Source organism: Rhodococcus sp. 05-2254-5, assembly GCF_002258575.1.
GTDB classification, from domain to species: domain Bacteria; phylum Actinomycetota; class Actinomycetes; order Mycobacteriales; family Mycobacteriaceae; genus Rhodococcoides; species Rhodococcoides fascians.
Genome location: NZ_NOZG01000027.1, coordinates 121513 through 134125 on the forward strand (window position 1 = coordinate 121513; position 12613 = coordinate 134125).

General features: G+C 64.6%; 11 protein-coding genes and 1 pseudogene. 4 read left to right on the forward strand and 8 right to left on the reverse strand.

Annotated features, from left to right (window positions below; genetic code table 11):
• Positions 1-19: 19 nt before the first annotated feature.
• From CH278_RS18505 to CH278_RS27225, 3 genes are all read left to right on the forward strand, one after another.
• Positions 20-2245 (forward strand): VanW family protein, encoded by a 2226-nt coding sequence (locus CH278_RS18505; protein WP_179274550.1) that lies wholly within the window; start codon positions 20-22, stop codon positions 2243-2245.
• A 170-nt stretch (positions 2246-2415) separates the two neighbouring features.
• Positions 2416-2907 carry a flavin reductase family protein gene (locus CH278_RS18510; protein WP_027495391.1) on the forward strand — a complete coding sequence of 164 codons (492 nt, stop codon included), beginning with the start codon at positions 2416-2418 and terminating at the stop codon, positions 2905-2907.
• A gap of 984 nt (positions 2908-3891) precedes the next feature.
• Entirely contained in the window at positions 3892-4503 is a 612-nt protein-coding gene (locus tag CH278_RS27225; RefSeq protein ID WP_143536277.1) for a hypothetical protein, read from the forward strand.
• A 370-nt stretch (positions 4504-4873) separates the two neighbouring features.
• Here the strand turns inward: CH278_RS27225 and CH278_RS18520 are convergent, their stop codons facing one another.
• From CH278_RS18520 to CH278_RS18530, 3 genes and pseudogenes are all read right to left on the reverse strand, one after another.
• Positions 4874-6709: an acyl-CoA dehydrogenase gene (locus tag CH278_RS18520; protein WP_027495393.1), complete on the reverse strand. Its 1836-nt coding sequence runs from the start codon at positions 6707-6709 to the stop codon at positions 4874-4876.
• Positions 6710-6788: 79 nt separating this feature from the next.
• The gene (locus tag CH278_RS18525; RefSeq protein WP_094622568.1) at positions 6789-7412 is read right to left on the reverse strand and encodes a class I SAM-dependent methyltransferase; all 624 of its coding nucleotides are present in this window, start codon (positions 7410-7412) and stop codon (positions 6789-6791) included.
• Between the two features lie 22 nt (positions 7413-7434).
• Positions 7435-8520: pseudogene (locus CH278_RS18530) on the reverse strand (DUF4185 domain-containing protein).
• 159 nt (positions 8521-8679) lie between these two features.
• Here CH278_RS18530 and CH278_RS18535 point away from each other — a divergent pair.
• A complete protein-coding gene (locus tag CH278_RS18535) occupies positions 8680-9114 on the forward strand; it encodes a MarR family winged helix-turn-helix transcriptional regulator (protein ID WP_032367083.1) in 435 nt (144 codons plus the stop codon).
• Positions 9115-9119: 5 nt separating this feature from the next.
• Here the strand turns inward: CH278_RS18535 and CH278_RS27650 are convergent, their stop codons facing one another.
• The 5 genes from CH278_RS27650 to CH278_RS18555 all read right to left on the reverse strand — a co-directional run bounded on the left by CH278_RS27650 (position 9120) and on the right by CH278_RS18555 (position 12608).
• Positions 9120-9281, reverse strand: coding sequence for a hypothetical protein (locus CH278_RS27650; protein WP_167328661.1), 162 nt, complete (start codon positions 9279-9281; stop codon positions 9120-9122).
• 175 nt (positions 9282-9456) lie between these two features.
• Positions 9457-10113: a TIGR04282 family arsenosugar biosynthesis glycosyltransferase gene (locus tag CH278_RS18540; RefSeq protein ID WP_032369481.1), complete on the reverse strand. Its 657-nt coding sequence runs from the start codon at positions 10111-10113 to the stop codon at positions 9457-9459.
• Positions 10110-10763, reverse strand: a complete 654-nt coding sequence (locus CH278_RS18545; RefSeq protein ID WP_032369480.1) for a glycosyltransferase family 2 protein — start codon at positions 10761-10763, stop codon at positions 10110-10112. The genes CH278_RS18540 and CH278_RS18545 overlap by 4 nt, the downstream gene beginning before the upstream one ends.
• Positions 10756-11814, reverse strand: coding sequence for an NAD-dependent epimerase/dehydratase family protein (locus CH278_RS18550; RefSeq protein ID WP_094622570.1), 1059 nt, complete (start codon positions 11812-11814; stop codon positions 10756-10758). Before CH278_RS18550 ends, CH278_RS18545 begins: the two co-directional genes overlap by 8 nt.
• Positions 11811-12608 (reverse strand): S-methyl-5'-thioadenosine phosphorylase, encoded by a 798-nt coding sequence (locus CH278_RS18555; RefSeq protein ID WP_094622571.1) that lies wholly within the window; start codon positions 12606-12608, stop codon positions 11811-11813. The genes CH278_RS18550 and CH278_RS18555 overlap by 4 nt, the downstream gene beginning before the upstream one ends.
• Between the last annotated feature and the right edge of the window lie 5 nt (positions 12609-12613).

Sequence of the window (12613 nt, forward strand, 5' to 3'; positions counted from 1 at the left end):
GGTCCTGGAAGGGTCGAATGTGAGCGAGGGCAACAGTAGGTCGGGTGACGCGCCGAAAGGTGCCGAGCCCCGCCCCCACGTACCGCCGTACGACACGCCGACCGAGGTGTTCGGGGCCATCCGCGACGATGCCGAGGAGCCGAAGCACGCAGAGCAGCCGGTCTCCGAGGGCCAGGACGCCACGGAATCCCAGGCGAACGATGCCGACGTGAATGATGCGGAGCCGACGCTGGCCCAGGGAACCGAAGCCGATGGCACCGCCGAGGTCGACCGATCCGAGCCGGCTGCCGACCTCGATACCGCCGGTGATCCGGACGTCGACCAGATCGAAAACGGCAAGTCTGCTGCACCCGGCGCAGACGCGCAGCCCGCACCGGTGGCGGACGAATCACCGACGGTGGCGCAGCCCGTTGTTCTACCGTCCTCTCCTGACGCCGGGCAGCCTCAGCCACCGGCCGAACCTCCCTCTAGTCCCCCTGAGAACGGTTCGGCGGAGCACGACGGATCCGGGTCCACGCCGCCGTGGAAGAAGATTGCCATCGGTACCGGCGCGGTGGTTGCCGTCCTCGGGTTGCTGTACGCGGCGGACTGGATTGCCTCCAGCGATCGGGTTCCGCGCGGTGTGACCGTTGCCGGCATCGAGGTGGGCGGCAAGAGTCATTCCGACGCCGAGGCCGTACTGCGTGCCGAATTGGGACCTCGGGCGGAGGAACCGATTCAGGTGGGCATCGACGACCGGCAGGTCGAGGTGTTGCCTGCCGCGGCCGGGCTCGGAGTCGATTGGAACGCGACGCTCGATCGCGCGGGTACGCAGCCCATCAACCCGATCACACGTCTGACGTCGCTGTTCGGAAGCCGGGAGATCGGCGTCGTCTCGACCACCGACGAGCAGGCACTCTCGGTTGCCATCGACGGCCTGCGAGCGGAGACGGACCGTGCGCCCGTCGAAGGCGACGTCGTCTTCGAAGGTGCCACCCCGGTAGCCGTCGAACCGCTGGCCGGGCGAGTTCTGGACGCTGACGGGACGCGTCGAAATCTGCAGACCGAGTGGTCGACGGGTGCGACCGAGGTCGTATACGAATCCACGCCTGTCACCGTGACGCAGGATGCGGTCGATCAGGCTCTGTCGAACGTCGCGGTCCCCGCAGTGTCGGAGCCGGTGGTCATCGAAGGCCGACAGAACGTCGATGCGACGTTGCCGGTGGACCGTGTGGGTGAGGTGTTGCGCTTCGACCCGGACGGGCAGGGCGGTCTCACGCCGATCTACGACACCGGTATCGCCACCGGCATTCTTGCTCCGCAACTGGTCCGCACCGAAGTTCCGCCCAAGGATGCGTCGTTCACGTTCTCCGGCGGAGCTCCCACTGTTGTTCCCGGGGTGATGGGTGAGCTGGTCGAGTGGAACAAGACCCTCGAGCAGCTTCCCGCCCTGCTGGCTGCGGACGGTCCGCGCTCGACCGAGGCCGTCTACGAACCGGCGCCGCCTGCCCTCACCACCGAAGCGGCTGAGAATCTCGGCGTGCGAGAGGTGGTCGCGGAGTACACGACCGGAGGTTTCGAGTACGCGTCGGGCGTGAACATCGGGCTCACCGCGCAGATCGTCAACGGCGCGCTGGTCAAGCCGAAGGAGACGTTCTCGCTCAACGGGTACACCGGTCCGCGCGGGACCGCTCAGGGCTTCGTCGAATCGGGAATCATCGACAACGGTCGACCCGATCGTGCCGTCGGCGGCGGCATCAGCCAATTCGCGACGACGCTGTACAACGCGTCGTACTTCGCGGGCATGGAAGACACCGATCACACCGAGCACAGCTACTACATCAGTCGATACCCCGAGGCCCGGGAAGCGACGGTCTTCGAAGGTGCCATCGACCTGAAGTTCACCAACCCCAACGACACCGGCGTGGTGATCGAGTCGTTCGCGGATTCGTCCAGCGTCACCGTCCGGCTGTGGGGCACCAAAACCGTCGACGTCGAGTCGATCACCGGGCCCCGGACGCGACCCACCTCGCCCAACACCGTGACATTGCCGGCCGGTGCCGGCTGCGTCGCATCCGGCGGGGGACCGGGATTCACCGCCAGTGACACCCGGGTGATCAGCGACGCCGCGTCGGGCAGGGAGATCTCGCGCAACACCAGAACCGTGAAATACGACCCCATCCCGATCGTGAAATGCGTCCAGCCCGATCGTCCGGCTCGGACCCCCGAACCCGACGACCCCCCGCGCCCGAACGACGACGAGTGACGTCCTGTGCTCGACGTGTCACTTCGAATCACGCGGATTCGGACTGTGGCGCCGACGCTCGATCGGGTGTTTGCTGGATGTAGACGTATGCCCGGAACGAATGCCGCCGCGACGAGGTTGCAACAGTAGAGGTGCGCTCGGCACCGCACGATCGAAAGGGAGCATCCTCCATGACGCTCACACGCACCGTCCTCGATCAACAGACACTTCGTGAGGCGTACGCGCAGTTCCCCAGCGGCGTCGTGGCGATCGCTGCGAAAATCGACGGTGTCCTGGTGGGCTTGGCGGCCAGTAGCTTCGTGTCGGTGTCGATCGATCCGCCGTTGGTAGCGGTGTGCATCCAGAACACGTCGACCACGTGGCCGAAGCTGGAAGTTGCGCCGAACATCGGCGTCAGCGTGCTCGGGGAAGCACACAACGATGCCGTCCGCACTCTGGCTGCGAAGACCGGTGACCGCTTCGCCGGTCTCGACCTCACCGTCACCGACGGAGGCGCGGCCTTCATCGTCGGTGCCACCGCCTGGCTCGACACCACCGTCGAGCAACAAATCCCAGCGGGCGATCACGCAATAGTGTTGCTACGCATCCATTCCCTCGAAGTGCAGAGTGAAGTCAATCCAATCGTCTTCCACGGCAGCAAGTTCCGCAAACTTCAGCAGTAGTCTCGCTTCGACTTGGTTCGGCCCCCTTCAACCTGTTCGGCCCGCCCACCGGTTGGGCCCTGTCCGCCCACCTTCGGCCCGCCCACCGGTTCGGCCCTGTCCGCCCACCTTCGGCTTGTTCGGTTCGCCCTCCGGTTCGGCCCTGTCCGCCCACCTTCGGCCTGTTCGGTTCGCCCTCCGGTTTTCGCAAACGCGCGCGCACTTGCTGAACGCGCGCGAAATAGTGGCCCAATCGTGGGCAATTCTGCGCGCATCTGACAAATGCGCGCGCGTTTGTCGGATCGGTCTCGTGAAGTCGGCCAGCGACGCTTTGCCGAGCCGGTTCTCCTGGTGGTGCAGCTGCGCTTCGCTCGGTGCGGCCTCGTTTGCTCGTCCACCTGTTTCGGCTCCGTCTGCTTCGCAAACGCGCGCGCACGTGCTGAACGCGCGCGAAATAGTGGCCGAATAGTCGACAATTCTGCGCGCACCTGACAAATGCGCGCGCGTTTGCGGGACTGACAGCTAGGCGAACTGGCACGCCGGTACCTGTATTCATCCACAAGCCCGGAGTTGTGCACAGTCGTCAGCTTTCGAGCTCGACTCCGTCGACGCATGGCCGAGACTCGGAGCATGAAGGACGACCGAATGATTCGACGCTCCGAGGCGCTGGCAGACGGGAGCGCCGATCACGAGTTGCGCGCAATGTATGAGCGGGGTGGCTGGGAGCGTTTTGTGAATGGCGTCTACGTTCCGTCGTCGAGATTGGCCGGGCTGACAGAACAGGAGCGGCACAGACTGTTGATCGATGCGATTTTGCCGATCTTGTCCGGTGGTTACGTCGTCAGTCACCGTTCGGCTGCACTACTGCACGGATTACCTTTACCCACTGGCGGATTGGACAAGGTTCACATCACCCGACACCGCCGCGGCGGCGGTCGTACGAATACGGCTGTGACCGTGCACTGTGCACCGTCCTTATCGAGCGTGACGGTCGACGGAGTCTCGGTGACCTCGCTGGCTCGGACAGTGGTCGACCTTGCTCGAACCGAGACGCTGCTGTCTGCGGTAATCGCAGGTGACACGGCTTTGAAGTGCTGTGACGAGAGGGAGCTCGACGCGGAGTTGCAGCGGGCTCGGGGCTGGAAAGGTGTGGCGCAGGCGCGACGAGCCGTGAATCTCATGGACGGGCGCAGCGAGAACCCGGGGGAATCGCAGAGTCGAATCATACTGCGCCAGGGTGGATTCGACGTCGAGTCTCAGGTGGAGATCCTGGATCCAAGTGGGCGATCGGTGGCACGGATCGATTGGATGGTCAATGGCCTCGTCGCATGCGAGTTCGACGGTAAAGCCAAGTACACCAAATACTTGCGACAAGATGAGAACCCCGGCGACGTGGTGTTCAGGGAGAAGGTACGGGAGGACGCGGTGCGCGATCTCGGATATCCGGTGGTGCGCTGGACCTGGGCGGACCTGGCGAATCCAGCAGAGTTGGTGGCGCGCGTTGCCCGAGCTGTAGAACGGGCCGCTGCCTTGCCGCCACCGCGAGGCAGCGTGCGAATTACATCGAGTCGGGAGCAAACGCGCACGCATTTGCCGAACGCGCGCGAAATCGCCTAAGTATTTCGTAGAATCCGCGCGCATCTGACAAACGCGCGCGCGTTTGCGCCAGGGTGGGGGAAGCGTCGCCAGGGCTAGGGGGAAGCGTCGCCAGGGGCTAGGGGGAAGCGTCTACGGGGGAGCGTCTACGTGGGTCGGGTTCGGTGACCGTGGCGCGTGAAGTCCATCGGCCCCGGCTAGGTCGCAAACGCGCGCGCATTTGCCGAACGCGCGCGGAATTGCCTAAGTATTCCGCAGAATCCGCGCGCATCTGACAAACGCGCGCGCGTTTGCGCCGCTACGCAGGCCGTCAGCCGAGGCGAGACCGACGGCGCACAAACAACAACGGCCGCACCCGTGAACAGGTGCGGCCGTCGAAGGTTTCAGGGAATCAGAATGCTGCTTCGTCCAGTTCCATGATGTCGTTGTCGATGTTGGTGAGGATGGCGCGCGTGGCGGTGAGCTGCGGCAGGATGTTCTTGGCGAAGAACGAGGCCACTGCGATCTTGCCCTCGTAGAACGCCTTGTCCTTGCCCTCTGCGCCGTTGTCGAGTGCGGCGATGGCGATTTCGGACTGACGCAGCAGCAGCCAGCCGATGAGCAGGTCGCCGAAGCCCATGAGGAAGCGCACCGATGCCAGGCCGACCTTGTACAGCTCGGTGGGCTGGTCCTGTGCGCCCATGAGGTGCTGGGTCATCGAGGTGACGATGGCCTGGACGTCTTCGAGGGCGGTGGCGAGCAGTGCGCGCTCGGCCTTGAGTCGTCCGTTGCCTGCTTCGCTGTCGATGAACGACTTGATCTGTCCGGCAACGTGAGCCAGGGCTACGCCGCGGTCGCGGGCGATCTTGCGGAAGAAGAAGTCCTGCGCCTGGATGGCGGTGGTGCCCTCGTACAGCGAGTCGATCTTGGCGTCGCGGATGTACTGCTCGACGGGGTAGTCCTGCAGGAAGCCGGAGCCACCGAAGGTCTGGAGCGATTCGGCGAGCACCTGGTAGGCGATCTCCGAGCCGACGCCCTTGACGATGGGCAGCAGCAGATCGTTGACGCGGTAGGCGATGTCTTCGTCGGCGTCCGAGACCTGCTTGGCGGTGATCGGGTCCTGGTGTGCGGCGGTGTAGAGGTACACCGCGCGCAGGCCCTCGGAGTACGCCTTCTGCATCATGAGGCTGCGGCGCACGTCGGGGTGGTGCGTGATGGTGACGCGCGGTGCGGTCTTGTCGGTCATCTGCGTCAGGTCGGCACCCTGGACGCGTTCCTTGGCGTACTCGAGTGCGTTGAGGTAGCCGGTGGAGAGGGTACCGATTGCCTTGGTGCCCACCATCATTCGAGCGTGCTCGATGACGTCGAACATCTGCGCGATGCCCTTGTGGACCTCGCCGACGAGCCAGCCCTTGGCGGGGACGCCGTGGCCACCGAAGGTGAGCTCACAGGTGGCGGAGGCCTTGAGGCCCATCTTGTGCTCGACGCCGGTGACGAAGGCACCGTTGCGCTCCCCCAGTTCACCCTTCTCGAAGTCGAAGAGGATGGACGGAACGAAGAACAGGCTCAGGCCCTTGGTGCCCGGTCCGGCACCTTCGGGACGGGCGAGCACGAGGTGGAAGATGTTCTCGAAGAGGTCGTCGGAGACAGCCGAGGTGATGAAGCGCTTGACGCCCTCGATGTGCCAGGAGCCGTCGTCCTGCTTGATCGCCTTGGTGCGTCCTGCGCCGACGTCGGATCCGGCGTCGGGCTCGGTGAGGACCATGGTGGCACCCCACTGGCGCTCGACGGCGACCTTGGCCCATTCCTTCTGCTCGTCGGTTCCGTTGTGGTACAGGATGTTTGCGAATCCGGGGCCTGCGGAGTACATGAAGGCGGCGGGCTGCGAGCCGAGGAGCATCTCGTTGATGCCCCACAAGAGGTTGCGAGGCGCTGCCATGCCGCCGACCTCTTCGTCGAGGCCGACGCGCCACCACTCACCGTCGGCGAGGGCCTTGTAGGACTTCTTGAAGGATTCGGGCAGCTTCAGGCTGTGGGTCTCGGGATCGAAGACCGGGGGGTTGCGGTCGGCGTCCGCGAAGGATTCCGCCAGGGGGCCCTCGGCCAGGCGTACTACCTCGCGCAGCATGTCACGGGCTACTTCACCGTCCATGTCGCCGAAGTTGTCGCCCTCGAGGGTCTCGTCGAGTCCGAACAGCTCGAAGAGATTGAATTCGAGGTCCCGGAGGTTGCTCTTGTAATGGCCCATTGCTCGTTCGCTCTCCAGTCGGTGGTGCGGTCTCGTGAGTACCGCCCAAGTTAGCTACTCGTCGGTAACTTAACGGATATTACCCCCGATCGGTTCCGCTGCCAAGGGCGGACCTACTCGCCAGTAATAGAGCGTCGATCGCTGTGCCGCCGGTCACGTCTCGATACCGGTTCTCGGCCGTGGTGACGGTGAGTCGGTCCCCGACGTCCGCCGCCAGATCCTCTGGCGTGTACAGGATCTCGGGCTCCTGTGGACCGCCGACGCCGTCGGTGATGTTCGACGAGTGATGGCCGAGAATCATGAGGATTCCATCAGGTTTCAACGCCGACACCGCAGCCGATACGGCTCGGCGTCGCTCGTCCGGAGGCAAATGGAGGTAGAACATGAGCGCCAGGTCATAGTTGGGCTCGGTTGCCAGCTTCGTCACATCGGCGTGTATCCAGGTCAGGCGCTCGCGCACCGACCGCGGGGCCGACTCGGCCACTCGACTCGCCCGCGTCAATGCCACCGACGAGAAGTCGACGGCGTCCACGGTCCAGCCGCGCGTCGCGAGCCAGATGGCGTTGCGACCTTGGCCGGCCGCCAGATCGAGGGCTCGACCGCGCGGGATTGTCGTCGCGACTTCGACCAAAGTGGCATTCGGAGCCTCGCCGTAGACGAGTTCTCGGCGTTCGTACTTGCGATCCCATTCGGAAGCGTCCACGCCGGAAGCCTAATGGGAACTGCTACAGCGTGGCCCGCAGCAACAGCACGTTGTAGTTCTGGAACACCGTCGCCAAGAAGTAGAGGTCGCGGCCCGTCGAGAACGGGTGGATGTACGGGGCGTAGATCGAGCTGATCTCGCGAGTGTCGACCAGTACCTCGGGTGGGCTCCACGGTCCGACGGGCGATGAAGAGCGCCGCAGCACAATGGAATTGGCGTTGTCGGTGGTCATCATCAGGTACTGGCCCACCGCGGCGTTGTATGCAACCGATAGTTCGCCGACGCCGTCGACGATGGGGGCGGCCGCAGCGGGATCGCCCTTCTTTCAGTCCTTACCCGTCCAATATTCGTATTCGCCGAGCCTCGTGATGTCCGCTTCTCTGACGCGAGCGACGTGGCCGAGTGTGGAGCGACCCGGCGGTGTGCCGTACTGGTAGATGTATCCGTTGTCCTTCAGGTAGGCGCTTTGCTGGAAGTTTCGATCTCCGCCGGCGCTGGGCCTGTGGGTCTCGGGTAGTGCGGCCCAGTTCTCTCCGTTGTCGGTCGAGGCGGCGAGGCCGGAGAAGTTGGTGTCCCAGGTACCTGCGGGTCCCCAGTTCTTGACCGACATGAGGTTGAGGTACTGGGTGTCGCCCACGGCGACTCCGGCGGTGGGGATTCGGCTGATTTCGACGAAGGGGATCTTGGGGCTGGGGACGACTTCTTTGGTCTGTCCGACGGCGTCCTTGACGACGCTGTCGAAGTTCATGCCGTCGGCGAGGTTTCGGTCGTTGCTGCGGACGATGGCGTTGCTGCGCCAGGACCAGAGGCTGCCTTGCAGGAGGTTGGGGACGCCGACGCCTGCGGTGTCGCCGAAGGCGGTCAGGACCTCGCCTCGGCCGTTGTCCCACATGATGCCGAGGTCGGTGCCGATCATGTTGACGTTCTGGGTCATGTTCGGGCTCGACATTCCGGTCACCTGGGCGACGGCCTGTGCGCGGCCGTGCAGTTGCGGTAATCCGAATGTTCCGTTGAGACCGGCGATGGGGTTGATCGCGTTGGGGTCGGCGAGGGCCGTTGGTCCTGTGACCAGCACCGATGTGGTCACCGTCAGTGCTGCGACTGTCAGGACTCTGGATCCCACGCGTGTCAAAATTGCCCCGTTTCATGGAGTTTCCCCGATAACGCCTCGGAACCGTAGCAGCGGTTTGTTATAGGTGGGGTAAATCGACTCGAGCCCGGTTTCGCGAATCGGGCGAATGCACCTCCGTGTCGTAATCTGGACACCGTGAGTGATCTACCCGATTCCCAACTGGCGCGGGATCTGTCCGTCAGTGCGATGCGGCTGAATCGGAGACTGCGTCTGCGGCATTCGAGCGACCGGTTGCCGGTGGCTCAGTTGTCGATTCTGACGACGTTGCTTCGTGAGGGCCCGATGACGACCGGTGAACTGGCTTCTCGGGAGCGAATCAAGCCGCCGTCGGTGTCGCGGTCGTCGCATCAGTTGGTCGAGGCCGGCCTGATTGTCCGTGAGCCGCACCCGACCGACGGCAGGCAGGTGGTGCTGCAGTTGACCGAGGCGGGCGTTGCGACTGCTCGCGACGAAGTGGCGTCTCGCGAAATCGCTCTCGCCGAACAGTTGGACGAGTTGTCGGCTCGGCAGCGGGAAACGTTGGCCGCAGCGTCGGCAATCCTGATCGAATTGGTCGATCGAGTCGACTGAGACCGTCAGTTCTCGTGTTGAACTTCGCGATCGAGACCGTCGATATTCCACTCGATGGTGGATCCGAGTTCCTCGGAATCTCCTCGGTGCGCGACGCGGCCGAGGACGGTGGCGACTATTGCAGCGCACACCATCCAGACGACTACGCCTATCAGCAACCCGGTCATGGACACTTTGTAGCACTGATGTCTGAGAAATCGCCGTGAAACGGTGGTTATGAAGTGTTGCTGTTCGATATACATCGCGTGCGGTCCGGCAAATGCGACAAAGTGAAGCTTCTTGTTCCCCAACAGATGTAGAGACCCGACGGATTGTTTTTCGTGTCCTTCTCGAGCACAAAAATCAATGAGTTTTGCGTAATTGTTCGACGACTCGGCGAAAGCGACTGTTCGGTGTGCATATATTCGACACCACATCGAGATCGGATTCGAAATCCACATCTCGCAATTGCGACACCATGGTCACCTCGGCACCCGCAGCGGTCAGTGCCACCCGAGTGTCGTCGCCCGTCGACGGTGCAGACATCGGTACGTCCAGCAATGCCCGGGCCTGAGCAGGATTCCGTAGACCCAGGATCCACCAACCGCCGTCCTCGGCGGCACCGAGTAGATCGGTGTCGGCCAGCAACGCGGCTGCGTCGCTGAGCAGTCGCCCGGTGACCTGCGGGGTGTCCATTCCGATCTGAAGTACCGCACCTGCGGGCGCGGCGTCGGCGTGCGCATTCGCCAGCCGTTCGCCCAGTCCGTCGCCGCGCTGCGGGATCACGGTGAACGACGCGAGGGCTCGGGTGAGTTCCTCGGCGCGGGCCGCGTCGTGAAGATGGCCGGTGAGGGCTACGACGCGGTGGTCGACGTCCGCTGCCGCGACGGCGTCGAGGGTGTCCAGCAGTGCGGCGGCTGCCACCTCGGCGGCGGCCGCGTCGCCGATCGTGGCGGCGAGACGAGTCTTGGCAAGTCCTGGAACGGGCGCTTTGGCCACGACGAGGGCGGTGACGGTCACGAGAGCACCTTCCAGAAGTCGCGCACGGCCACGATGGTGCCGCGGACCGAGCCGGAGACCTTGGACGTGCCTGCGGTTCGTGGTCGGTAGTCCACGTCGTGTTCGACGACGGTCCAGCCGGCCTCGGCCGCGAGCACGAGCAGCTGCAGCGGGTAGCCGGAGCGTCGGTCGGTGACATCGAGGTCGAGTAGTGCTTGTCGGCGGACCGCTCGGATGGCACCGAGGTCGTGTACGGGCAACTTGTACTTGGTTCGAAGTCGAAGGGACAGAACGGCATTGCCGATTTTTGCGTGCAGCGGGGAGCTTCCCTTGGCGGGCCGGCGACGGCCGACGGCCAGGTCTGCGCTGTTCAGTGCAGCCACCAGGGTGGGCAGGTCGCGTGGATCCATCGAGCCGTCTCCGTCGAGCACGCAGACGATATCGGTGTCGGCGGCGAGGACGCCCGCGTGCACGGCGGCTCCGTATCCGGGCACGGTTTCCGCTACCACTGCAGCGCCGTGGGCGGCTGCCACCGCGGCGGTGTCGTCGGTCGAATTGTTGTCCACGACGATCGTTCGATATCCCAGCGGGATCGAATCCAGCACGGCCGGAAGCGATTCGGCTTCGTTCATGCAGGGAATGACGACGGTGACCGATCCGGGCTCAGACACGGGGTGGGCCCGTTCCCTCGGCGTCGCGCAACGGTGCATCGGCGAACGCGGTGAGACCGTCCTGCGGCAGGATCTGCGCGCGAAATCCCAGAACCTGTTCTGCCCGCTGTGGACTGGCCACGATGTGCCGTACGTCCCCGGCTCGGTACTGGCCGGTGACCTCGGGGGCTGGTCCACCCCTCGCGTCGGCGAGAACGGACGCCACCTCTCCGATGGTGATCGGATGACCCGAGCACACGTTGAGCGCGGTGAAGCCGTCCAGTTCGGCGGAGATGGACGCGATGTTGGCTGCTGCCACGTCGTGCACGTGGACGAAATCGCGGGCCTGCTTGCCGTCCTCGTAGACCGTGGGCGGCTTCCCGAGTTCGAGCGAGGACCGGAACATTGCCGCCACACCTGAATACGGGGTGTTGCGCGGCATGTGCGGGCCGTACACGTTGTGGTAGCGCAGCGCGACGACGGAACCACCGGTCGACAGTGCCCACGCGGAGGCGTAGTTCTCCTGCGCCAGTTTGCTCGCCGCGTAGGTGCTGCGCGGTTGCAGCGGTGAATCCTCCTCGACCAGTAGCCAATCGAGCGGCTCGCCGGACGCGGGGTCGCGGTTGTCGAACAGCCCGGCGTCCAGATCGGCTCGGGTACGCGGTCGGGGGACGACGGTCTCGCCGGAGGAATTGAGGTAGCGCCCTTCGCCGTAGACCACCATCGACGATGCCAGTACCAGGCGGGAACACCCTGCCTCGTACATCGCCGCGAGCAGGACTGCGGTTCCGAAGTCGTTGTGGCTGGCGTATGCCGGCGCGTCCGCGGCGTCGACGCCTGCGCCGACGACAGCAGCCTGGTGGCACACGACATCCACACCGCGTAGCGCTTCGACGAGTAAATCCTTGTCTCGCACATCCAGATCGGTGATGCCCTCGGCTGTCGCGCCGGGTCCGTGGGCGGAACCCAACATGGCGTCGACGGCGACCATCTCGAGATCGGTGTCGCGCGCTGCGTCGAGGATGTGGCCCCCGATGAATCCGGCTGCGCCGGTGAGCAGTACGCGAGTCATGGCAGCTCGACCGGCAGTGTGACTCCGGCGTGCACCCGGCAGTGGGGGCACTCGCCGGTCGGTGCGTCGCGCACCGCGGATCGGACGAGCGCCTTGAGCGGTTCGATGTTCTTCTGGAATTCGGCGAACACGTCCACTGCTTTGACTCCCTGACCGGATTCGATCCCGGCGTCGAGGTCGGTCACCAACGCTATCGGCGCGTAACAGAGTTCGAGTTCGCGGGCCAGGACGGCTTCGGGATGACCGGTCATGTTCACCAGTGTCCAACCTTGGCGCGCGAACCACTGGCTCTCGGCGCGAGTGGAGAACCGGGGACCCTCGACGACCACCATGACACCGCCGTCGACCGCGGACCCCTGGACGGCCGCGCTGCGTAACTCCCCGCAGTAGGGATCGGCGAATTCGACGTGGATGCCGCCGTTGTCGAAGTAGGTCTGGGTACGGCCGGACGTCCGATCGACGAGTTGATCCGGAATCACGACGGTTCCCGGACCGTATTCGGCCACCAACGATCCCACGGCACACGGGGCGAACACGCGGCTGACACCGAGCATGCGCAGCGCCCACATGTTGGCCCGATACGGCAGGGTGTGCGGCGAGTATTCGTGAGCGCGGCCGTGTCGAGGTAGAAAGGCAACTCGTCGTCCTTCCACCTCGCCGACGGTGATCGGTGCGCTCGGTGATCCGTAGGGCGTGTCCAGCTCGATCTCTTCGGCGTCGTCGGCGAAGAACGAGTAGAAGCCACTGCCGCCGATCACCGCGATCTCGGCCTGTAACCCCGCGTGCGTGTTCATCTACC